Annotated in this window: 17 protein-coding genes; 12 read left to right on the forward strand and 5 right to left on the reverse strand. The window is 61.6% G+C overall.

Annotated features, from left to right (window positions below):
* Positions 1–8 precede the first annotated feature (8 nt).
* Positions 9–1055 carry an ABC transporter substrate-binding protein gene (locus tag ACB031_RS21600; protein ID WP_005306158.1) on the reverse strand — a complete coding sequence of 349 codons (1047 nt, stop codon included), beginning with the start codon at positions 1053–1055 and terminating at the stop codon, positions 9–11.
* Positions 1056–1267: 212 nt separating this feature from the next.
* On the opposite strand from ACB031_RS21600, the gene ACB031_RS21605 reads away from it, so the two are divergent.
* Positions 1268–2071 carry a UTRA domain-containing protein gene (locus ACB031_RS21605; protein WP_080689323.1) on the forward strand — a complete coding sequence of 268 codons (804 nt, stop codon included), beginning with the start codon at positions 1268–1270 and terminating at the stop codon, positions 2069–2071.
* A gap of 70 nt (positions 2072–2141) precedes the next feature.
* Here the strand turns inward: ACB031_RS21605 and ACB031_RS21610 are convergent, their stop codons facing one another.
* The gene (locus tag ACB031_RS21610) at positions 2142–2906 is read right to left on the reverse strand and encodes a helix-turn-helix transcriptional regulator (protein WP_005306152.1); all 765 of its coding nucleotides are present in this window, start codon (positions 2904–2906) and stop codon (positions 2142–2144) included.
* Positions 2907–3351: 445 nt separating this feature from the next.
* A complete protein-coding gene (locus ACB031_RS21615) occupies positions 3352–4266 on the reverse strand; it encodes a LysR family transcriptional regulator (RefSeq protein ID WP_010635876.1) in 915 nt (304 codons plus the stop codon).
* Positions 4267–4523: 257 nt separating this feature from the next.
* Between ACB031_RS21615 and ACB031_RS21620 the strand changes: the two genes are divergently transcribed.
* From ACB031_RS21620 to ACB031_RS21650, 7 genes are all read left to right on the forward strand, one after another.
* The gene (locus ACB031_RS21620; protein ID WP_011707661.1) at positions 4524–4856 is read left to right on the forward strand and encodes a hypothetical protein; all 333 of its coding nucleotides are present in this window, start codon (positions 4524–4526) and stop codon (positions 4854–4856) included.
* A 30-nt stretch (positions 4857–4886) separates the two neighbouring features.
* Entirely contained in the window at positions 4887–5573 is a 687-nt protein-coding gene (locus ACB031_RS21625) for a pirin family protein (protein ID WP_005306141.1), read from the forward strand.
* Between the two features lie 40 nt (positions 5574–5613).
* Positions 5614–6006 (forward strand): DoxX family protein, encoded by a 393-nt coding sequence (locus ACB031_RS21630; RefSeq protein WP_371140219.1) that lies wholly within the window; start codon positions 5614–5616, stop codon positions 6004–6006.
* Positions 6007–6229: 223 nt separating this feature from the next.
* Positions 6230–9562 carry an exodeoxyribonuclease V subunit gamma gene (gene recC, locus ACB031_RS21635; RefSeq protein ID WP_371140220.1) on the forward strand — a complete coding sequence of 1111 codons (3333 nt, stop codon included), beginning with the start codon at positions 6230–6232 and terminating at the stop codon, positions 9560–9562.
* Positions 9562–13179 (forward strand): exodeoxyribonuclease V subunit beta, encoded by a 3618-nt coding sequence (recB, locus tag ACB031_RS21640; RefSeq protein ID WP_371140221.1) that lies wholly within the window; start codon positions 9562–9564, stop codon positions 13177–13179. The genes recC and recB overlap by 1 nt, the downstream gene beginning before the upstream one ends.
* Complete coding sequence (gene recD, locus ACB031_RS21645; RefSeq protein ID WP_371140222.1) at positions 13176–15215, forward strand: exodeoxyribonuclease V subunit alpha; 2040 nt, start codon at positions 13176–13178, stop codon at positions 15213–15215. The genes recB and recD overlap by 4 nt, the downstream gene beginning before the upstream one ends.
* A 49-nt stretch (positions 15216–15264) precedes the next feature.
* Entirely contained in the window at positions 15265–16815 is a 1551-nt protein-coding gene (locus tag ACB031_RS21650; protein WP_139742278.1) for an SIR2 family protein, read from the forward strand.
* Positions 16816–17187: 372 nt separating this feature from the next.
* Here the strand turns inward: ACB031_RS21650 and ACB031_RS21655 are convergent, their stop codons facing one another.
* Positions 17188–18132: a LysR substrate-binding domain-containing protein gene (locus ACB031_RS21655; RefSeq protein ID WP_019838615.1), complete on the reverse strand. Its 945-nt coding sequence runs from the start codon at positions 18130–18132 to the stop codon at positions 17188–17190.
* 71 nt (positions 18133–18203) lie between these two features.
* Between ACB031_RS21655 and ACB031_RS21660 the strand changes: the two genes are divergently transcribed.
* Complete coding sequence (locus tag ACB031_RS21660) at positions 18204–18380, forward strand: hypothetical protein (RefSeq protein WP_017780874.1); 177 nt, start codon at positions 18204–18206, stop codon at positions 18378–18380.
* Between the two features lie 426 nt (positions 18381–18806).
* Here the strand turns inward: ACB031_RS21660 and ACB031_RS21665 are convergent, their stop codons facing one another.
* Positions 18807–19205 carry a VOC family protein gene (locus tag ACB031_RS21665; RefSeq protein WP_371140223.1) on the reverse strand — a complete coding sequence of 133 codons (399 nt, stop codon included), beginning with the start codon at positions 19203–19205 and terminating at the stop codon, positions 18807–18809.
* A 75-nt stretch (positions 19206–19280) separates the two neighbouring features.
* Between ACB031_RS21665 and ACB031_RS21670 the strand changes: the two genes are divergently transcribed.
* The 3 genes from ACB031_RS21670 (at position 19281) to ACB031_RS21680 (ending at position 21964) form a co-directional block, all read left to right on the forward strand.
* A complete protein-coding gene (locus ACB031_RS21670) occupies positions 19281–20204 on the forward strand; it encodes a helix-turn-helix transcriptional regulator (RefSeq protein WP_371140224.1) in 924 nt (307 codons plus the stop codon).
* 188 nt (positions 20205–20392) lie between these two features.
* On the forward strand, positions 20393–21394 hold the full coding sequence (locus ACB031_RS21675) for a diguanylate cyclase (RefSeq protein WP_139398408.1): 1002 nt from the start codon (positions 20393–20395) through the stop codon (positions 21392–21394).
* 150 nt (positions 21395–21544) lie between these two features.
* Positions 21545–21964, forward strand: a complete 420-nt coding sequence (locus ACB031_RS21680; RefSeq protein ID WP_017780878.1) for a hypothetical protein — start codon at positions 21545–21547, stop codon at positions 21962–21964.
* The last annotated feature ends 42 nt before the right edge of the window (positions 21965–22006 follow it).

Raw genomic sequence — 22006 nt, forward strand, 5'->3', positions numbered from 1 at the left:
GCCGCTCCTTACTGCATGTTGATCATGACGGTTTCCTGCCACTGGCGCGGCAGGGCCTTGGAGCTCTGCTCCCAGGCTGCGTGATCCTGGACCGGTTTGGCATTGGCGTACTGCTCGGCCGGCAGCAGCTTGGCCTTGACGTCATCCGGCAGAGTCACGTTGCTGCGGATGGGGCGGGCGTAGCCGCGTGCCAGGTTGATCTGGCCGGCGTCGGAGAGGATGTATTCCCGCGCCAGCTTGGCGGCGTTGGGGTTTTTGGCCCACTTGTTGATGATGGTGGTGTAGCCGGCGATGACGGAACCGTCGCTCGGGATCACCACATCAAACTTCTTGGGGTCGATCTGGTCGCGGTAGTTGAGCGCGTTGAAGTCCCACAGCACACCCACTTCCACCTCGCCCTTCTCGATGTTGGCGATGGTGGGGTCGTTCAGCGACAGACGGCCCTGCTGGGCCAGCTTGCCGAACAGCTCCAGCGCAGGCTTGAGGTTTTTCTCGCTGCCGCCGGTGGCATAGGCCGCCGCCAGCACGCCGTTGTTGGCCTGGGAGGCGACACCCACGTCACCCAGGGTCACCTTGTAGTCGCCGCCCAGCAGGGATTGCCAGCTGGTGGGGGCCGCCTTGACCAGATCCTTGTTGATCAGGAAGGCGATGGTGCCGGTATAGGCCAGCATCCAGTGACCGTCCGCATCCTTGGCCCAGTTCGGAATGTCGGCCCAGGTGGAGGGCTTGTAGGGCTGGGTGACTCCCTGCTTGACCGCCACCGGGCCGAAGGCGCCGCCCACGTCGCCGATGTCGGCGGTGGCGTTGCCCTTCTCGGCGGCGAACTTGGCGATCTCCTGGGCCGAGCTCATGTCGGTGTCCTGATGCTTGATGCCGTAGATGCTGCCGAGTTGCTGCCAGGTATCCTTCCAGTTGGCCCAGCTGTCCGGCATGCCGACGCTGCTGAGCTGGCCTTCACCGCGGGCGGCCTTTTCGAGATCCGCGATGTTCTCGGCGGCAAACAGTGGCTGACTGATGGCCACCAGGGCCAGTGCACTTGCGATCACGCTTTTCATCATTCCATCCCTCTGGACTAGGTCAGTTAAGGTTCGAGAGGGATGCTAGAGGGGAAATATGACGGTGGCGGGGCGCTTTGATGGCAGTTTGATGACAATCGCCCTGTCATGGCGCTGTCATCCTGCACGGTTACAACTCTCAATCCGAGTGAGGCTGGACTACTCCAGCGAGGGATGAACCAGCCACGGCAGCCAGGATGATCGACAGGAAGATGAGCGTGATCGAACCGAGATTGAGCGAGCGGGCAGTGGCCGACGGCCGTGCCTCCAAGTGTGAACAGATTTGCCAGACCCTGCGCCGCTATATCGGCAGCGGCCAGCTGGGTGCGGGGCAGCAGCTGCCCGCCGAGCGGGCCCTGAGCGAGCGCTTCGCCACCACCCGCATCACCATCAAGGAGGCGCTCTCCAGTCTCGAGGCGGATGGCCTCATCTACCGGGCTGAGCGGCGCGGCTGGTTCGTGGCACCGCCCCGCCTCACCTACGACCCCGCCATCCACACCCACTTTCACCAGTGGATCGGCGAGCAGCAGCGCACCGCCGAGACCCGGGTGCTGGCCCACGGCGGCGAGCTGGCCAGCAGCGAGCTCTGCCGCTGGATGGGGCTGGAGCCTTTTACGCCGCTCTATGAAATCCGCCGCCTGCGCCTCATCGACGGTCGTCCTGTATTGCACGTCAGCCACCACCTGCTGGCCAGCCGCTTTCCCGACATCGCCAGCGCGCCGCTGGCCAGCTCCCTCACCGAGCTCTATCGGGAGCGCTATGGCATAGGCCAGGGGGGGGCGAGCCTCGAGATCACCCCCTCGGCGGCGCGCGGCGCCATTGCCCGCGCCCTCAATCTGGCGGAGGGGAGCGCCGTGCTGCGGCTGGTGCGGGTCAACTACGACGAGCGGGGAGCGCTGGTGGATTGCGATATTGAACACTGGCGGCCGGATGCCATCCGCATCTGTCTCGATACGCGAGCATTGCAGCCGCTCGCAGGCAAGCTGCAGCAAACCCGGCTCGTGGATCAGGGGTGATCCGGCGTGTCCTGGCGGGCCATGCCTGTGCGGAAAGGAGGGGGAGCGGATCCCGCGGGATCCGCCGGGATCAGTTGTCGATATTGGGGATCAGATCGTCGAAACTCTGGTAGCCGCAGTCGGCCAGTTGCAGCGACATGGTGTAGGTCTTGCTGCCCTCCCGCTGGCCGATGGCGGGGCGGTTGAGCTTGAGCTCCTGGTGCCAGTACTCCTTCATCCGCTCGATCAGCGCCATCGCCTCGCTCTCGTCCAGGTGGAGCTGACACAGCGCCATGTAGTTGTTGGGCCTGTGCATGTTCTCCACCAGATAGTCCCCCAGCACCGACATCGCCTGGCGTGCCTGCTGACGGGCGAAGCGGCTGTGCTGCTCGAAGCTGATCCGCTCGCTGATGAGGAAGTGGTAACTGTTGTCGATGCCGAGCTGCAGGATGCCTAGCTTCTCCAGCTTGCGCAGATAGAGGTAGCAGGAGGCATCGGTCAGGCCGTACTCCCGCTTGAGATCGATTAACGTCTTGTCGCGCCAGAAGATGTTGGCGAGAAAGGCGTAGAGACCGGGCTCCCTGTGGAACGCCTCGTCCTGCTCCTGGGTGAAGACGGCGCGCCGGCTCTGGGCGTCTTGGGTGCGGTCCAGCAGCTCCTCGAATGAGAGCCCCACCAGGTGGCACACCTCCAGCAGGGTGTCGAACGGCAGGGAGGGCTTGTTCATCATCCGTTTGACGGTGGCGATGGAGACCCCCATGGCTTCTGCCAGGGTCTGATAGCGGATCCCCTTGTCGGTCAGGGTCTTCTTCAGGGTGTCGAGAATATTGTTGGCCAGGGTCTGGCTGTAGGTCATGCAACTATTCCTTTATCTGCATTTTTATGTTGTGTCAGAAATTGAGTTCTTTTGTCGTTGTGGGCTCAGATACTGACACTTTAAAAAACCAGAGGAAACAAACCCGACCTAATCGATTGAAATGGCCAGACCAGTCGCGCTCGAAGGTTGCAGATAGTGATACTCTGCGGTGCATATCCTTCAACCGTTCAACATTTTGCTGGTGGCGCATAAAACATCGCGCATAATTCAAAACGAATCGGATTCAAGACCTTCCTGGTTGAGAAATCGATTGTTTGCTTCCAATTTAAGGGTTTTTTAAACCGCAAGGTTTTTTATTCTTTCCTGGCATTGAGCGGAACTCGCAAGAGGGCCGCTTTTTTCTTTTCCTAGAATCTGAGCCCGCCGTCAAGACAGGGGCTCAGTTTCGGCACTTCCTGCGCCGCCGCCCTCGCGTGGCAGACATTTATTCCCCCTTGCAGGGAAACAGCTTGGGTATCTCCCGGATCAGCCAGCTCTTGGCCTTGCCCATGGTGTCGCGCCGCCAGGCCAGCACCACCTGGATCTGGTGGCGATACTCGGGGCCGATCACCTTGAGCCGTCCGGCCCGGATGTCCTCTTCAATCCAGCTCAGCGGCATGGTGCCAACCCCGATCCCCGCCAGCAGGGCGTCGCGCTTCTCGCCCATGGTGCTGACGGTCAGCCGCGGCTGCTTGTCGAGCAGGCGATAGGTGAGCACCGGCTTGCGCAGCGCCGTGTCGGCCACCGCGATGGCCCGGTAGCGGCGCAGGGTATCGTCCGCCAGGGGCTCGGGCTCCTGATGCAGGGGATGATCCGGGTGGGCGACGTAGAGCATCACCTCCTCTTGCAGCGGCTGGTGCTTGATGCCGGTCATCATGATGTCGGGATTGAGGGAGGAGATGAGCAGATCGGCCCGGCCATCCTCCAGACACTCCCAGCTGCCCGCCAGCACTTCGGCCCGCAGCCGCAGTCGGGTATCGGTCAGCTCGGCCAGCCGTTCCACCAGCGGGTAGAGTGCCTGCAGCGGCACCAGCGCATCGACGGCGATGGTGATGTCGGTCTCCCAGCCGCGGGCCAGCGCCCGGGTCTCGCCCACCAGATGCTCGGCCGCCTCCAGCAGTATCCGGCCACGCTCCAGCAACATGCGGCCGGCCGGGGTGAACTTGGTTCTGTGGCCGCTGCGGTCGAACAGCATGGCGTCCAGCTCGTCTTCCAGCTTCTGTACCGTGTAGCTCAGCGCTGAGGGCACCTTGCCCAGTTCGTCGGCTGCCGCCGCGAAGCTGCCGCGGCGATCGATGGCATCCAGCACCCGGATGGCTTCCAGGGTCAGCGCCCGTTCCTTGTTCAGTTCCTTGGCCATAAATTGCCTTCAATTTTTTTGAACATGTTTGCCAGTTTATCTCGCTAACAAGTTAGGCCAAGTGTCTTTAATATTCAATCAACGCTTAGGCAGGAGCGCCAAGCAGCCAAATAAACGGGTAGTTCCAGACTGTGACCCCCTCAATCAGGGCGTCTGACTTCGGTGAAAGAACAACACACTATTTGAATGACCTCTTGCATGGATGCATTGATTCTGGCCACAGCGGCCTTGGCAATGACATAAAACCAAGAGAGTGAATGAACATGAAAAACGTAATCAAGATGCTGGCCGTTGCAGGCCTGATGACCGCAGGTTTTGCTCAGGCTTCCGTCCCGGCCGACCTCAACGCCGCCCCGGGTGTGCTGTTTGTGAACTGGCACGCCACCGCCGCGGTGGAAGGCAAGGGCAACCCCATGCTGGAAGTGCGTGACGAGTCGGGTGACCTGGTTGCCTCTGTCCATGCCAACCTGATGGGCAGCCAGCAGGTCCAGATCCCGAGCCGCACCCAGGGCAACCTGACCGTGAGCCTGGGTGAGCAGAGCAGCGACTACCGTATTCCGTTCGGCATCGGTAGCGGCAAACAGCGTTAATCAACCGTATCGGTACGTGAGGAGCACACCATGATGAAATTGAGAGCCGCAGAAGCGCGCGGCAAGGCCAACTTCGGCTGGCTGGATGCGCGCCACAGCTTTTCCTTCGGGCACTACTACGACCCGGACTGGATGGGGCATTCAGTGCTGCGGGTCATCAATCAGGATCTGGTGGCACCGGGTGGCGGTTTCGCGACCCACCCTCACGCCAACATGGAAATCCTGACCTGCGTGCTGCAAGGCACCATAGAGCACAAGGACAGCCTCGGCCATGCCGAGCAGATCCCGGCGGGGGATTTCCAGCTGATGAGCGCAGGCTCCGGCATCCGGCACAGCGAGTACAACCCCTCGCAGACCGAGCCGCTCTCCCTGCTGCAAATCTGGATCGAGCCGAACGAACACGGCACGACACCCGGCTATCAGCAGAAGAAGATTGAAGCCAACCCGGGCATGACGCTGGTGGCGTCACCGGACGGCGAAGCCGGATCCTTCAGGATCCGCCAGCAGGCCCGCGTCTGGCGGTTGCAGCTTGAACCGGGTGAGAGCCTCACCTGGGAGCTGGCCGGCCGACACGGTTACCTGCAGATGATTTCAGGGGAGCTTGCCGCCAACGGTCTGGCTGCCCGACCCGGCGACGGGGTACTCAGTCGTGATGAGCCCAAATGGGATCTGGTGGCCATGAGTGCCAGCCAAGCCCTGTTATTTGACCTACCCTGAAGCAGTCAGCGGTGATGTGACGCAAAACGAGGATATTGAAATGGACAAGATGAAAGATTTGGCACTGCTGGTGGGTCGCGTACTGCTGGCTCTGATGTTTGTGATTGCGGGCTGGGGCAAGATCGGCGGTTACGCCGGTACCCAGGGGTATATGGAAGCCATGGGCGTGCCCGGTTTCATCCTGCCGCTGGTGATCCTGCTGGAGCTGGTCGGTGGCCTCGCCATCATGCTGGGCCTGTTTACCCGCAGCCTCTCCGTGCTGATGGCCGGTTTCACCCTGATGGCCGCCTTTATTTTCCACTATCAGCCTGCCGACCAGATGCAGATGCTGATGTTCATGAAGAACGTCTCCGTGGCCGGTGGTTTCCTGGCCCTGGCGGCGGCCGGTGCAGGGGCCTTCAGTCTGGATGCCCGCCTCGGCAAGAATTGGTAATACTGCAGGTTCGAGTTTTCCAACGCCTTTTGGCCGGTGCAATTGCACCGGCTTTTTTATGCCCGTCACATTTGCCTGCGGCAGATGGGCGATGTGATCGGCGACAACAAGCGCCTTTTGCATCTTATCCCCCGATCCCCGACAATCCCGATACCTGTGACGTGACGGGGATCCTTGAGGTTTTCCCGCGCTGACCCCTCTTTTGCACTGGCGGGAATTGCCCATGTTTACCCTCTACCACTCCAATCAGCTGGATCTGCTCAAAGAGTTGCTGGTGAGCCGCATCCGGCAGACCCCCCTCGCTCACCCCTTCGAGCGCGAGCAGATCCTGGTGCAGAGCCCGGGCATGGCCCAGTGGCTCAAGCTGGAGCTGGCCAAGGCCTTCGGCATCGCCGCCAATATCGACTTTCCGCTGCCTGCCAGCTTTATCTGGGAGATGTTCACCCGGGTGCTGGCGGACGTGCCTCGCCAGAGCCCCTACAACAAGGGCTCCATGAGCTGGCAGCTGATGACCATCTTGCCCGCCCTGCTCGACCGCCCCGCCTTTGCGCCGCTGGCCGCCTATCTAGGCGGGGATGACGCGGAGTCATTGCAGGATCCCGAGCAGGTGCGGCTGTGGCAGCTCTGCCAGAAGGTGGCGGATCTGTTTGACCAGTATCTGGTCTACCGGCCGGACTGGATTGCCCGCTGGGAACAGGGTGAAGGATTGAGTCAGGAGCTGGCCGGGGTGAGCGGTCAGGATTGGCAACCGGAGCTGTGGCGCGAGCTGGTGGCTCGGACCCTGGCGCTGGCCCCCAGCGGCTACCACCGTGCCAACCTCTACGAGGAGTTTATCCACGAGCTGGAGCGCACCGCCGAGCTGCCGGGCAAGCTGCCCCGGCGGGTCTTCGTGTTCGGCATCTCGGCGCTGCCGCCGCGCTATGTGGAGGCGCTGCTGGCCCTCGGCAGCCGGGATGAGGTGGAGGTGCACCTGTTCGTCACCAACCCCTGCCGCTACTACTGGGGGGACCTGCTCGATCGCAAGACCCTGGCGCGCCTCGAAAACAAGCTCAAGCCCGGTACCGATCTCAACACCCTGCAGGGCCCCGCCAACCCGCTGCTCGCCTCCATGGGCAAGCTGGGGCGCGACTACCTGCACCAGCTGATGGAGCTGGAGGTGCCGCAGATCGAGGCCTTTGTCGATATCGACGACACCAGCTTGCTGCATTCCATTCAGAAGGATGTATTGGAGCTGGCCGAGCGGGGGGCTGGCGAGTTCGAACTGGATAGCAGTCACCACAAGAGCCCGCTTGATCCGGCCGATGGCTCCCTGCAGATCCACGCCTGTCACGGCCCCATGCGCGAGCTCGAGGTGCTGCACGACCGGCTGCTGGCGCTGTTCGAGCAAGACCCCACCCTCACCCCGAAAGACGTGGTGGTGATGATGCCGGATGTGAACAGCTACGGCCCCTATATCCAGGCGGTGTTCGGGGCGAGAGGCCAGATCCCCTTCGCGGTATCCGATCGAGCGGCGAGTCAGGAGAGCCCGCTGCTGCAGAGCTTCCTCGCCCTGCTGAGACTCCCCAACGCCCGGCTGGGGGCCGGCGAGCTGTTGGCCATTCTCGAGGTGCCCGCCGTGCTGCGCCGCTTCGAGCTCGATGACGACGAATTCAACCAGCTGCGGCGCTGGGTGCAGGAGACCGGCATCCGCTGGGGGCTGGATGACGGCTACCCGGAGCGCTTCGATCTGCCGCGCCTCTCTGGCAACAGCTGGCTGTTCGGCCTGCGCCGCATGCTGCTCGGCTTTGCCATGGGGGATGGCGAACCGGTGGCGGGCATCCTGCCCTATGCCGATATCGAAGGGCAGCAGGGGCTGGCCCTCGGCAAGCTCGCCTGGTTTGTCGACTCCCTGGCGGAATTTCTGCCCCGCCTGCAGCAGGCGCAGGGGCTACCCGAGTGGATCGCCTGCCTCAACGAGCTGCTGGAGCGCTTCTATCTGGCCGATGAGGATGAAGAGCGCCAGCTGCAGCTTATTCGCAGCCAGCTGGCGGACTGGCTCGCCCAGCTCGGCGAGGCCCGCTTCGAGCAGCCCATCAGTGCCGATTTGCTGCAGGATTACCTCGGCAGCGTGCTGGGGGAGTCCCGCTCCAGCCAGCGCTTCCTCGCCGGTCAGGTCAACTTCTGCACCCTGATGCCGATGCGCTCCATCCCCTTCCGGCAGGTCTGTCTGCTCGGCATGAACGACGGCGTCTACCCGCGCATCCTGCCACCCATGGGGTTTGACCTGATGGCGGTGGCCGGCCGGCGCGGGGATCGTTCACGTCGCGACGACGACCGCTACCTCTTCCTAGAGGCGCTGCTGAGCGCCCAGCAGGGGCTCTACATCAGCTATCAGGGTTTCAGTGCCCAGGACAACAGCGAGAAGGTGCCCTCCGTGCTGCTGGCGGAGCTCATCGACTATGTGCGCCAGGGCTTCGTGCTGGCGGGGGATGAGGACCTAGATGACGAGACCTCCGGCAAGCGGCTGCTCGAACACCTGATCGTCGAACACCCGCTCACCCCCTACAGTCGCAGCTACTTCTATCCAGAGGCGAATTTCGGCCTCTTCACCTATGCCGCCGACTGGCTGCCGGCCCTGAGCCCGCAGCGCGGGGCCGCCAACTTCCAGAGCGGCGAGCTGCCGCTGCCCCCCGAATGGGGGAAAGAGCAGGGGTTGGAGCTGGCGGAGCTGCTGCGCTTCTATCGCCAGCCCGCCAAGTATTTCCTCAACCGCCGCCTCAAGGTGTGGTTCGAGCTGGACGAGGCCGAGATCGAGGACAGCGAACCGTTCGAGCTGGACGGCCTGCAAAATTATCAACTTAAGGCGCTGCTGCTCGATGCCCACCTCGAGGAGGGGGAGAGTGAGGAGCGTCGCCAGCGCCTGCAGCTCTCCGGCCTGCTGCCCCAGGGCTGGTTCGGCAGCCTGCTGCTGGATGATCTGGATGCCGAGATGGGCAAGCTGGCGGAGAGGCTACGCCCCTGGGTGGCGGCCAATGAGGCGGACAAACAGGCGGTGGAGATCGATATCTCCCTGACCCAGGGCCAGCTGCAGGGGTGGATCGACACCCAGAAGGGGCGCTTGCTGGTGATCAAACCCGGCAGCTTCAACGGCAAGGATCTGCTGCTGGGCTGGATCCAGCACCTTTGCCTCTCCCTGAGTGATGCCCCCGGTGACACCCTGCTGTTTGACGCCAAGCAGAGCCTGCGCCTGCCCAGGCTTGCGGCCGACGAGGCTCGGCCAAGACTGGCGGCCCTGGTCGCCCTCTGGATGCAGGGGATGAAGCGGCCGCTGCCCTTCTTCCCGAGCTCCGCCTGGGAGTGGCTCAAGGCGATCGAGAAGGATCCGGAGAAACCGGAGGCCGCCGACAAAGCGGCCCTCGCCCGCTTCAACGGCGGCTACATGGTGACGGGGGAGGGGCAGGACGTCTACGTTGCCCGCTGCTTCCCGGAACTCGATGACGAGGTGCTGGCCCAGCTGCAGGCGCTGGCCCGCGAACACCTGACCCCGCTGATCAAGGTGCTGGAGGAGTTGCAATAATGGCCAATCCGCTCAATACCCTGCGTTTTCCCCTCCATGGCGAGCGGCTGATCGAGGCCTCCGCCGGCACCGGCAAGACCTACACCATCGCCGGCCTCTACCTGCGTCTGCTGCTGGGCCATGGCCCGCTCATCGAAGAGGGGGAAGACGCCGGTCAGCCCAGTGCCCACGAGCGGCCCCTGTCGGTGACCGAGATCCTGGTGGTGACCTTTACCGAGGCGGCCACTGCCGAGCTGCGCGGGCGGATCCGCGGCCGCATCCACGAGGCGCGCCTCGCCTTTATGCGCGGGCAAAGCACGGATGCCCTGCTGGCCCAGTTGCTGGCGGAGGTGGCGGATCACGAACTGGCGGCCCGCCGCCTGCTGGCCGCCGAACGGCAGATGGACGAGGCGGCCGTTTTCACCATCCACGGCTTCTGCCAGCGGATGCTCAAGCAGAATGCCTTCGAGTCGGGCGCCCTCTTTGAAACCGAATTTCTCACCGACGACAGCCAGCTCAGGTTGCAGGCGGTGAGCGACTACTGGCGCGCCGAGTTCTATCCGGTGGATAAAACCCTAGCCAGCGCGGTGCGCGCGCTCTGGCCAAGCCCGGCGGCCCTGCTGCGGGAGATGAACGGCTGGCTCGACAACAGCGAACTGGAGATGCGCCCGCCGGCGGGGGACGAGACTCTGGCGGCCCGCCATCAGGCAGCCATGGCCCGCATTGAGGCGGTGAAGCGTGAATGGCTGGCGCAGGTGGACGAGATCCGCCGTCAGACCGACGGCCATATCAGCCGCTACACCGGCAAGAACTACGAGGGGTGGCTCGCCAAGATAGCCGACTGGGCGCAAGACGAGGCCAGCGGCTACGCCATTCCCAAGGAACTGGAGCGCTTCGGCCAGACGGTGCTGGAGGAGAACCTCAAGAAGGGGGGCGCAGTGCCCACCCTGCCGCTGTTCAGCGAGATCGACGCGCTGCTGGCGAGCCGTCCCGGCATCCGCGACCTTATCCTGCAACGGGCCGCCGTGGTGGTGCGCAGCCGGATGCAGGCCAGCAAGCGCCAGGCACATCAGCTCTCATTCGATGACCTGCTCAAAGACCTCGACGGTGCGCTGGGTTCTAGCCTTGGCGAGCGGCTCTGCGAGCGCATTCGCGCCACCTACCGGGTCGCCATGATCGATGAATTTCAGGATACCGACCCCCAGCAGTACCGCATCTTCCATCGTCTTTACGGCGGCCACCAGGACACGGCGCTGTTGATGATCGGTGACCCCAAGCAGGCCATCTACGGCTTTCGCGGCGCCGACATCTTCACCTACATTCAGGCGCGGCGAAATGTGAGCGCCCACTACACCCTGGGGCGCAACTGGCGTTCCAGCGGCGCCCTGGTGGCGGCGGTCAACGGCCTGTTCGAGCGGGCCAAGGATCCCTTTATCTACGAGGCGGATATCCCCTTCCTGCCGGTGGAGGCGCAGGGCAAGAGCAAGGCGCTGCTGCTCGATGGCGAAACCGCCCCCGTGCTGCACTGCTGGCAGCTCACCGGTCAGCCCACCTTCAACCGGGGGGACTACCAGAGCAAGATGGCCCGCGCCACGGCGGCGGAGATCCACCGCCTGCTGACCCTGGCCCGGGAGGGCAAGGCGCTGATCGGCAGTGAGCCGGTGAAAGCCGGGGATATCGCCGTGCTGGTGCGCACCGGCGCCGAGGGCAAGCTGGTGCAGCAGGAGCTGGCACGCCTCGCCATCGCCTCGGTGTATCTGTCGAATCGCGAGAGCGTGCTGGAGCAGGTGGAGGCGCGGGAGATCTTGCTGATCCTGCACGCCTGCCAGAACCCGAGCGAGGAGAGGAGCCTGCGAGCGGCGCTCGCCACCGGCCTGTTCGATCTCGACGCCAAGGCCCTCGACGAGCTTGCCAGTGACGAGCGGGCCTGGGAGAGCGCGGTGCAGGAGTTTATGGAGTACCGCAAGGTCTGGCACAAGCGCGGCGTGCTGGCCATGCTGCGGGCCCTGCTGCACCGGCGCAATCTCGCCGCATCGCTTTTGGCGAGCCCCTACGGCGAGCGGCGGCTGACCAACTTCCTCCATCTGGGGGAGCTGCTCCAGCAAGTGAGCAGCGAGCTGGACGGCGAATACGCCTTGCTGCGCTGGCTGGGGGAGGCGGCGAACCGCCAGAGCGGCCAGGATGCTGAGCAGATACTTCGCCTGGAGTCCGAGCGCAAGCTGGTGCAGATCGTCACCATCCACAAATCCAAGGGGCTGGAGTACCCGCTGGTGTTCCTCCCCTTTATCTGCAGCCATCGCAGCGCCGACACCCCGCTCTATCACGAGGCCGATGAGGAGGGCAATCGCACCATTCTCGATCTCACCGGCGCCGAGGAGTCTCTGGCGGAGGCCGACAAGGAGCGCCTCGCCGAGGATCTGCGCCTGCTCTACGTGGCGCTGACCCGGGGCGTCTACGCCACCTGGCTGGGGCTGGCGCCGGTGCGCTCCGGCAATGGCAAGTCTGAGAAGACCGACCTGCACCAGACCGCCATCGGCTACCTGCTGCAAAAGGGTGAGGAGGGGGACGCCGCAACCCTGGCCACCGCCCTCGGTGCGCTTGCTGAAGATCTGCCCGGAGTGGCCGTCGGTGAGCCCTCGCTCACCCGCCCGGCCCCGCTGCCGGCAGAAGAGGAGCAACTGGGTGAGCCCCAGGTGCGCCGCTTTGGCGGCACCCTTGAGCGGGACTGGTGGATCAGCTCCTACTCCGGTCTCGCGGCCCAGGGCCACGGCCACAGCAAGGGGGTGCTGGCCAACCCCGGCTTCGATGACGAGGTGGTCACCGAGGCGGCGGCGCTGGCTGCCGAAGAGCCAGTGCAGGCGCCCCAGCCCTCCATCTTCACCTTCCCGAAGGGGGCGCGCCCCGGCACATTGCTGCACAGCCTGTTCGAGACCATCGACTTTCAAAGTGCCGCAGGCGAGCCGCTGGCACAGCATATCGCCACCCTGCTGGCGCAGGATGGCTTCGACGAAAGCTGGGCCCAAGTGCTGCAACAGCAGGTGGAGGCGGTGCTCGATACGCCGCTTGAGACCGCGTTACTTGCAGAGAGTGGCGAGCCGTTACGGCTGCGGGATCTGGCCCCCGAGCGCAAGCAGGTGGAGCTGGAGTTCTTCCTGCCCATGGGGCGGGTGACGGCACCTGCGCTGACCGCGCTCTGCCAGCAGCACGACCCGCTGTCGCGGGGCAACAAGCCACTGAGCTTCGCCACCGTGCAGGGGATGCTCAAGGGCTTTATCGACCTGGTGTTCGAGTGGCAGGGGCGCTGGTATCTGCTCGACTACAAATCCAACCACCTCGGCATGAGCCCGGCCGACTACAGCCGGCCGGCGCTGGAGCAGGCCATGGTGGAGCATCGCTACGACCTGCAATACCAGCTCTACTCCCTGGCGTTGCACCGGCTGCTCGCCCTGCGTTTGCCGGGCTACGACTTCGACCAGCACTTTGGCGGGGTCTTCTATCTGTTCCTGCGCGGCATGCCACAAGGGGGGATCTTCCATACCCGCCCCAGCCGCGAGCTGGTGCAGGGGCTGGATCGGCTGTTTAGCGAGGGGGCTACGCCCGCCCTCGCACAAGTTTCGGATAACGGGGTAGAAGCATGAAGAGCGCAATGATGATCGAACGGCTCAAGGCCCTGGCGCTGGCGGGGCGCATCCGCCAGCTGGATCTGCAATTTGCCAAGCTGGTGGCCGACCTTGGCGGCACTCCCGAGTTGGTGCTGGGGGCGGCGCTCGCCTGCTTCGAGCTGGGGCGCGGCCATGTCTGCCTGCCGCTGGAGATGTTATCTGCCGGATCCTTGCGCCCGTTCGGGCTGGATCCGGATCAGGGCCGGGATCTGCTGGCCGATCTGGCGGATCCGGCGAGCTGGCCCGCCCTGTTTGCGGCAAGCCCGCTGGTTGGCGGCGAGCAAGATGAAGGGGAAGCCCCGCGCTGGCCGCTGCGGCTCTGGCACGGCCATCTCTACCTCACCCGCTACCACGATCACGAGCAGGGAGTGGCCCGCCATCTGCGAGCCTTGAGTGAGCGCGCCGAATGGCCGGAGATTGCCCCGGCCCTGTCGCGCCTCTTTGCCCGCGACTACGGCCTGGTGTTCGGAGCCCTGCTCAAGGCCCGCCTCGCCCCCGACTTCTCGGCACGCCACTTTATCGAGAAGTACCTGGATCTGGTGTTCCCGAACGAAGTGGAGTGGCCTGCCATCGAGGCGCTGCTGGCCAGTGCTCAGGCCGCAAACGACCTGAACAAGCTGGATGCGCTGGTGCCCGAGGCGCTCTGCTGCAACGGCCAGAAGCTGGCGGCGGCCACGGCGGCGGCACGCCCCTTTGCGGTGATCTCCGGCGGTCCCGGCACCGGCAAGACCACCACGGTCGCCAAGCTCTTGGCCATTCTGGTGGAGACCGGTCTGCAAGCGGGCAAGGCCCCGGCGATCCGGCTGGTGGCCCCCACCGGCAAGGCGGCGGCGCGTCTGACCGAGAGTATCGGCTCTGCCCTGCAGGCGCTGGATCTGCCCCCCGAGTGGGTGGAAGCCATCCCCACCGAGGCGGGCACCCTGCACCGGCTGCTCGGGGTGATCCCGGGGCGCAGCCAGTTCCGCCATCACAAAGGCAACCCGCTGCACCTGGACTTGCTGGTGGTGGACGAGGCCTCCATGGTGGACCTGCCGATGATGGCGCGGCTGCTCGATGCGCTGCCGAGCCACGCTCGCCTCATTCTGCTCGGCGACAAGGATCAGCTCGCCTCGGTGGAGGCGGGGGCCGTGCTCGGCGATATCTGCAGCTTTATCGAGCAGGGCATCAGCCCCGCTCAGGCACAGTGGCTCTCCCGCCAGACCGGCTACCGGCTGCAGGGCACGCCTGCCGGGGCCCCGGTGCGCGACAGCCTCTGTTTGCTTTCCAAGAGTTGGCGCTTCGATCAGTACTCCGGCATCGGCCAGCTGGCGCGCGCCTGCAATGGCGGCGATGCGGCGGCGGTGGAATCGGTTTGGGGCGCGGGCTTTACGGATATCAGCCTGCACCCCTGGGCGGGGGAGGCCTACGACGAGTTGATTGCCCAGGGGGTAGCCGGTTACGGCAGCTATCTGAAGGCGGCCCGCGCGGGGGAAGCGCCCGCCGCCGTGTTCAAGGCATTCAACAGCTTCCAGATCCTCTGCGCCCTGCGCGATGGCCCGTTTGGCGTCGAGGGGCTCAACGAGCGCCTCGAACTGGCCCTGTCACGGGCCGGGCTGATCGCCCGCGATGGCGACTGGTATGCGGGCCGCCCGGTGATGGTGGTGCGCAACGACCACGGGGTCGGCCTCTACAACGGCGATATGGGGCTCTGCCTGCCCGATGAAACTGGGCGGCTCAAGGTATGGTTCGAGCAGCCGGACGGCACCCTGCGGGCGCTTTTGCCCAGCCGGCTGCCGCCCCACGAAACCGTCTACGCCATGACCATCCACAAATCCCAGGGCTCGGAGTTTGCCCATACAGTGCTGGTGCTGCCCGACAGCCCCAGCCCATTGCTGACCCGCGAGCTGGTCTATACCGGCATCACCCGCGCCAAGGCTCGCCTCGATCTCTACGGCGATCGCGCCCTGTTGGCCCAAGCAGTTCGGAAAAAGACCGAGCGTTATTCCGGATTGGCACAGAGGTTGGGGGAATAGATTAAAAATCCTTACTAATTAAAATCATATCAATATAAGAGAGGGTTTTATGGAAGAAATTAAAAAGATGCTTATATCTCATTTTGATAGTGCAGGATCAGCACCATTTTTATTCATAGGTTCTGGTTTTTCTCGCCGCTATCTAAACTTAGAAGATTGGGATAGTCTTTTGAGGAAGTTCACAGATGGACTAAAACCGTATGAATATTATCTTACTACAGCGGATGGTGATTTATCTAAGGTAGCATCACTAATAGCTGAAGATTTTCATAATAAGTGGTGGACAGATCCAAAATATGATGTCAGCAGAGAAAAGAACAAAGGAAAGCTCAAAGATAAAACTTCTGCCTTAAGAATTGAAATATGTAACTATCTTAATGAAATGGCAACTTCTGGATTTGTGGAAACAGCATACCATGAGGAAATCTCTGCATTATCAAGACTTAATGTGGATGGGATAATAACAACCAACTGGGATCTATTTCTAGAGAAGCTTTTTCCAGATTATAGGGTCTATGTTGGACAGAGTGAGCTATTATTCTCAAACCCACAATCTATAGGTGAGATATACAAAATTCATGGATCTTCTTCTCGTCCAGCATCCTTAGTTCTTACTCGTGAAGACTATGACTTATTCGAGGATAGGAACCCATATTTAGCTGCAAAAATAATTACTTTGTTTGTAGAGCATCCAATTGTTTTTATTGGATATTCACTTTCGGATAAGAATATAGCAAATATATTGAAGGCAATAGTGTCTTGTCTTGGGAATGAAAATGTCAATAAGCTAAGAGATAACTTGATTTTTATTCAAAGGGCTAATGATCAGCCTCCAAGTTATAACAAAACAGTAATTACGATTGACTCAGTTCAATTGCCTATAACAATTGTTAAATCAGATGATTTTTTACCTATATATGAAGCACTAGATGCTACAAAGCGTAAAATACCGGCGAGAATACTACGCTTTTGTAAAGAGCAACTATATACACTCGTTCAATCTGCAACACCAGAAAATAAAATGTGTGTTGTTGATATTGATAATATAGAAAGTGCAAAGGATGTAGAATTCGTTGTTGGGGTTGGAATTGCTGGTTCTAGTACCTCCGGAATTGGTTATCAAGGTTTAACGGCGATAGATCTTTTTAAAGATCTTATATTAGAGGGGGAAATAAAGTTAGACTCAGAGAAATTGTTGTCTTCAACAATCCCTTCAATATCAAAAAATTGTAAATATCTCCCTGTTTACAAATACTTGAATGATTTGGGTATATTGGCTGAGGACAAAGAGAGGTTGGCGGAGTTTGACATAGCAAGGCATATAGAAAAAACACCTGCTGAATTCAGTAGTACTATCTATGCTAGGCAGTTTGTTCAAACAGAGAGGTATAAATCTGCGCAAGAAATAATAGAAACAAACCCGCCTGAAAAAGCAGCAATATTTCTATCCTTTATTACCAGGGAAAAGTTCGATATTGATGTAATCAGAGAGTTTTTGGCAGAGCATATAGATAAATTAGAAACAGCGAATTCAAATTATGCAACATATTTTAGAAAGTTAGCATGTTTATATGACTTCTATGCTTACGGTTGGAAGTAGTTCAATAGCTTCGGTGCTGGTTCAGCTACGGCCTACAGGTTTGTAGGTTATGGCTGATCCAGTGAAGCTCAACGTTTACTGTGTGCTCTCTTTTTTCCTTCCCCTCATTCCCCGCCCTTCTCCCGCAAGGGGAGAAGGGAGGTTGGGCATCTTTTTATATCTTTAGCACCACGGGATTATCCGGCATTTGTAGGTTCGATTAGCGAAGCGTAATCGGACGGTCGCGTAATCGGACGGTCGCGTAATCGGGCAATCGTGTAACCCGACGGTCACGTAATCCGACGATCACCTAATTGGAGGCTCCCTTGGCCGGGATTTCGACAGACCAGAGATTCGAGTGTCGAATATCCACACCCCCCAACCGCCTCTGGCTTATGGTTCGGCCTGCATATCCGGTTGGCAGCCGGGGCCCTGGGCGACCTCCTCCTTGAGCCAGTCGGTAAAGCAGCGGATCCGGGTCAGTCGGGGGGAGTCGGGATCCCAGATCAGGTGGTAGTCGTTGTCGGGGTTGTAGCTCTTGGTGAAGAGGCGGGTCAGCAGGCCGCTTGCGATCAGATCCCCCGCCAGCACATTGCGGCTCAGGGCGACCCCCTTGCCGGAGAGCACCATGTCGATCGCCAGGCTGTTGTTGTTGACCTCGAAGCGCTTGATCCGGCTCAGGTCGAGCCGATAGCCCGACTCCTGCAGCCACTTCTCCCACGAGACTCCGGCGTAGTCGGGCCCGGAGACGATGACGGTGTCGTAGAGATCCTCGATACGCTGCAGCCGCTCGGCCAGGGCCGGCGAGCAGACCGGAAAGACGCACTCCCGGATCAGCAGGCAGGAGCTCAGCTCGGGGTCGACCCGGTTGCAGTAGCGGATCGCCAGATCCATGCCACCCCGGCCTATGGGCTGCACCTGGGGGTTGGCGTTGAGGCGCACTTCGACCTCGGGGTGGCGTTCGACGAAGCGCCAGAGCCTCGGCATCAGCCAGCGGCTGGCGAAGGAGGGGATGACGGTGACGTTCAGCACCCCTGCCAGCGGTTCACACTCGAGGGCGGCCATGCCCTGCTCGAACGCCGCCATGCCCTGGCTGACCCAGGGGAGCAGGCGTGCACCCCGCTCGGTCAGGCGCATGTTGCGCCCCTCGCGGACAAACAGCTTGACCCCCAGACTCTGCTCCAGCCCCCGGATCTGCTGGCTGACCGCCGCCTGGGTGATGAACAGCTCCTCGGCGGCGCGGGAATAGCTGCCGTGGCGGGCTGCCGCCTCGAAGGTGTGCAGGGCGCCGATCTGGGCGATGTATAACTTGCGCTTATGTGTCTGGTTAGCTTTCATCGTTGGCCTTCCTGGCCCGGATTAATAACACTCGACGTCCAATCAAACGGCGAAATCAAGGCGAGGTTATCATGGAAACGGCAGGAAGCAATCTGATCGAATCGATCATGAAAATATTGACCAGAAGGGCCGACAAGACCCGCACATTCAAGCAGGAGAATATGCCAGACTGGTTGCGACACGATATGGGGCTGCACGATGATGACAATCAAAAGCAGCATCACGCCAGAGACAGGATTAAATATTGAGACGTTGTTTTTGGTACCGCGTGCCAGATTAATATTTGTTTTTCTGAATATGATATTGAGTGGCGCTGGTGTCACCCTGTCTGAGATATGTATGGCGCCTCAGGTGATATGATCTGGCGATTGGTAGTCCCGTATATATTTCTGCTCGAGACCCGCATCAATCAGGCTGTTGCGAAGGTGGTGGCTGAGCGTAGCGAAGCCCAACGTTTACCGTGTAATCTCTTTTTCCTCCCCCCTCATCCCCGACCCTTCTCCCGCAAGGGGAGAAGGGAGCAAATACGCTGTCCGATTACGCTTCGCTAATCGAACCTACCTGGCTGATGGTATTGTGGTTAACTGAACCGGTGTGGTGAGCGATCATGCTCCCGATACCGCATGATCCCCTCTCCCGTTGGGAGAGGGCAGGGTGAGGGGAGCATTCAGGTATTAGGTGGTGAGCTCCAGCCGGTTGCCTTCCGGGTCGAGAAAGGTACTCTCGTAATAGCCGTCGCCGGTCCAGCGGGGGCCGTCCAGGTGTTTCACCTCGGCGCCCTTGAGCAGCTTGAGGCGGGCGGTCATCTTGTCCACCGCCTCCACGCTGCCGAGGGAGAAGGCGAGATGGGCCAGCCCCTGCAACGGGTGCGGCAGACTGAGATCCGCCGGAAACAGGATGGGGGTGTGCATCAGCTCCAGGCTGGCGCCCCCCTCGAAGCGCACGAAGTAGGAGCTGAATTGTTTGGCTTGATTGTGGTAACGCTCATTGGCCTGCCCGCCAAACAGGGTGCAGTAGAATGTTGTGAGCGCCTCCAGATCCTGCGCCCAGATGGCAACGTGATGGATATGCATGGCTGGTCTCCTGTGACTTGATGCCTTTAATGCTATGCTGGGGCCTGCCCCTTCGACATGGCTGAGTCCGTCCTGATGATGTCTGAAACTGCCAACACCGAGCTTATAGACGTCTCCCCCGACTGCCGCGAGCAGATCTGCTGTGACAGCCTGCTGCCGGCCCTTGCGCAGGAGCAGGTGTGGCTGGCGGGCTATTCCCGCCTCAAGACCCGCTACCGTATCGCGCGCCGCTTTGCCGATATGCACTGCTTCTTGCTGACCCTGGGGGGCGAGGGGGAGGTGCAGGTGGGCGATCGCATGGCGCGCCTGCAGGTCGGGGAGTGGGCGCTGATCCCGGCCGGGGAGGCGCTCTGCTACCAGCTTAGTGAGCAGTTGAGAGAGCAGCTTAGTGAACAGCCGAGCGAGCCGTTGAGCCAGCAGTCGAGCGAGTGGGAGCTGGTGTGGCTGCTGCTGCACAAGGACTCCCCCTGGGATGCTTTCGCCAGCCAATCCCGGTTGGGTTGCACCTCCCAGCAGGCCACTCTGCTGCGTACCATCGAGAACCTCTATGCGGAGCAGGAGCGCCATCAGGACCCGCTGCTCAGCGCCCTGCTGGTGGAGCAGCTCGGCTTCTATCTGCGCCGTCTGTTGCAGAAGGGGGAGGGGCAGCGGCGCGGAGAGCGGCTGGCGCTGCGCCTCGAGCTGCTGCTCAAGGAGGCGCTGGCCGAGCCCTGGGACATAGCGCGCATGGCCAGCGCCCTGCATCTCTCCGAGCGCCAGCTCTACCGGCTCTGCCAGCAGCACTTCGCGCTGGCACCCATGGCGCTGCTGCAACGGCTGCGGCTGCAACGGGCTGCGCTGTTGCTGGCCAGCCGGGCCGATTCGGTAAAGCTGCTGGCCGAGCAGTGCGGCTTTCGCAACGAGTACCACTTCTCCACCGCCTTCAAACGCCAGCACGGCCTGGCGCCCAGCCACTATCGCCACCGGCATCATCCCGCCTTTAAAACCGGAAAAGGCTAGTGTGTTGAGTCACACTGGTTGCTACTGTTGTTCAGACGAACCTGATTGCGGCCGATAACCGGAGACGGGCCATGAGCCGGCTGGCCGCGACAGAGTTGGGTTTCATGGGAGTCGTCTCCCCATAATCGTTTTTCTTCAATCAGATTGCATTTCCCGCAGTTGGGGGTGAGAGGGCAAGGATGGTCTCTATGCTGCAAGACAGTGACACGATCAGGATCTCGGACGTCAGCGAAGCCGTGGTGCACGGTATCCTGGCGGTGGTGAGCGACGGCATCTGGGACTGGAACGCCAACACCGGGTTCGTCTATCGCAATCCCGGCTGGTACCGGATGCTGGGCTACGAGCCCCACACCCTCGGCAACACTGTCTTCACCTGGGAGAGCGTGATCCATCCCGACGACATGGAGCAGGTGATGGCCTGCTTCGACGCCTACCTGAGCGGCGCCGCCCCCGACTACCGGGTCGAGTATCGCTGCCGCAGCCGCGGCGGCGACTACATCTGGATCGAGGATTGCGGCCGCATCATAGCCCGCAACCCGGACGGGTCGGTGGCCCGGATGATCGGCGCCCACCGCAACATCCACGCCCAGAAGCTGCTGCTGGAGCAGCTGGAGCGGCGCAATCACACCCTGGAGCAGCAGATCGCCTTGCGCACCGCCGAGCTGGTGCGGCTCAACGAGGCGCTGCAGCAGAAGGCGGAGGAGAATCGCCAGCTGGCGGAGACCGACGCCCTGACCGGTGCCGCCAGCCGCTACCGGCTGGAGCGCACCATTCGGCAGGAGTGCGAGCGGGCCAAGCGTTTTCAGCAATCCTTCTCCGTCATCGCCATGGATGTGGACGACTTCAAGCAGATCAACGACAGCCACGGCCACCAGGCGGGGGATCAGACCCTGATCAACATAGTGGCGCTGGTGCGCAGCCACATTCGCGAAATAGACCTGATTGCCCGCTGGGGCGGGGACGAGTTCATGGTGGTGCTGCCCAATACCGGCCTGGCCGATGGCTGGCGGGTGGCCGACAAGCTGCGGCAGTTGCTGATGGATACGCCGGTGTGCGAGCACTTCCCCATCACCATGAGCTTCGGGCTGGCCGAGTACCGGCCGGACGAGAGCATGGGTCAGCTGATGGTCAGAATGGATCGGGCCCTCTATCAGGCCAAGCAGACGGGCAAGAACCAGATCTGCCAGTAGCCGGCCGTCTCACCCCTCTCAGGCAGGCCGCCGGCTGCCGAATGGTGCTAATCCTTCCCCCCGAATGCGTCTTGACCGCAGCCTCATCTTGACTCCGTACGGGTACGCTGGTCTGATGCGCGCTCTTTAATCCCCGTGAGACATGAAACGATGAAAAAGAGCATCCTGGTTGCCCTGACTGCACTGCCCCTGATGGCCAACGCCGGCCTGATGGACTCCCTGACCGACACAGTGACCAGCAGCGTAACCAGCACTGCCAAAGAGATGGCCGGCACCGCCATGGACAGCGCCTCCAACGAAGCAGTCAAGAAGGCGCTGGACATCAAGGAAGGCGGCTCCAACAAGCAGGCCATCAAGGAGAAGCTGGGTGCACCGGCCAGTACCAAGACCGAAGCCGGTCTGGAAGTGTGGACCTATGATCTGGGCGCCCTGAACAAGGTCTCCCCCATGCTGGCAGAGACCTCCAAGAGCCTGTTCAAGGAGTCCGAAGTGGCCCAGAAAACCGTGCTCATCAAGTTCGAAGGCGAAACCGTCAAGACCCTGAACCTGGCCGACAAGACCAAGGCCTGAGTCTGAACGACGTGCATGAAAAAAGGGGCCCGCGGGCCCCTT

This window comes from Aeromonas sp. S8(2024) (assembly GCF_041403085.1).
GTDB classification, from domain to species: domain Bacteria; phylum Pseudomonadota; class Gammaproteobacteria; order Enterobacterales; family Aeromonadaceae; genus Aeromonas; species Aeromonas dhakensis.

What these genes read in the sequence shown, in the direction of transcription:
- ACB031_RS21600 (WP_005306158.1), bottom strand. Translation starts at nt 1,055, where the DNA reads ATGAAAAGCGTGATCGCAAGTGCACTGGCCCTGGTGGCCATCAGTCAG.
- ACB031_RS21605 (WP_080689323.1), top strand. Translation starts at nt 1,268, where the DNA reads ATGAGCGTGATCGAACCGAGATTGAGCGAGCGGGCAGTGGCCGACGGC.
- ACB031_RS21610 (WP_005306152.1), bottom strand. Translation starts at nt 2,906, where the DNA reads ATGACCTACAGCCAGACCCTGGCCAACAATATTCTCGACACCCTGAAG.
- ACB031_RS21615 (WP_010635876.1), bottom strand. Translation starts at nt 4,266, where the DNA reads ATGGCCAAGGAACTGAACAAGGAACGGGCGCTGACCCTGGAAGCCATC.
- ACB031_RS21620 (WP_011707661.1), top strand. Translation starts at nt 4,524, where the DNA reads ATGAACATGAAAAACGTAATCAAGATGCTGGCCGTTGCAGGCCTGATG.
- ACB031_RS21625 (WP_005306141.1), top strand. Translation starts at nt 4,887, where the DNA reads ATGATGAAATTGAGAGCCGCAGAAGCGCGCGGCAAGGCCAACTTCGGC.
- ACB031_RS21630 (WP_371140219.1), top strand. Translation starts at nt 5,614, where the DNA reads ATGGACAAGATGAAAGATTTGGCACTGCTGGTGGGTCGCGTACTGCTG.
- recC (WP_371140220.1), top strand. Translation starts at nt 6,230, where the DNA reads ATGTTTACCCTCTACCACTCCAATCAGCTGGATCTGCTCAAAGAGTTG.
- recB (WP_371140221.1), top strand. Translation starts at nt 9,562, where the DNA reads ATGGCCAATCCGCTCAATACCCTGCGTTTTCCCCTCCATGGCGAGCGG.
- recD (WP_371140222.1), top strand. Translation starts at nt 13,176, where the DNA reads ATGAAGAGCGCAATGATGATCGAACGGCTCAAGGCCCTGGCGCTGGCG.
- ACB031_RS21650 (WP_139742278.1), top strand. Translation starts at nt 15,265, where the DNA reads ATGGAAGAAATTAAAAAGATGCTTATATCTCATTTTGATAGTGCAGGA.
- ACB031_RS21655 (WP_019838615.1), bottom strand. Translation starts at nt 18,132, where the DNA reads ATGAAAGCTAACCAGACACATAAGCGCAAGTTATACATCGCCCAGATC.
- ACB031_RS21660 (WP_017780874.1), top strand. Translation starts at nt 18,204, where the DNA reads ATGGAAACGGCAGGAAGCAATCTGATCGAATCGATCATGAAAATATTG.
- ACB031_RS21665 (WP_371140223.1), bottom strand. Translation starts at nt 19,205, where the DNA reads ATGCATATCCATCACGTTGCCATCTGGGCGCAGGATCTGGAGGCGCTC.
- ACB031_RS21670 (WP_371140224.1), top strand. Translation starts at nt 19,281, where the DNA reads ATGATGTCTGAAACTGCCAACACCGAGCTTATAGACGTCTCCCCCGAC.
- ACB031_RS21675 (WP_139398408.1), top strand. Translation starts at nt 20,393, where the DNA reads ATGCTGCAAGACAGTGACACGATCAGGATCTCGGACGTCAGCGAAGCC.
- ACB031_RS21680 (WP_017780878.1), top strand. Translation starts at nt 21,545, where the DNA reads ATGAAAAAGAGCATCCTGGTTGCCCTGACTGCACTGCCCCTGATGGCC.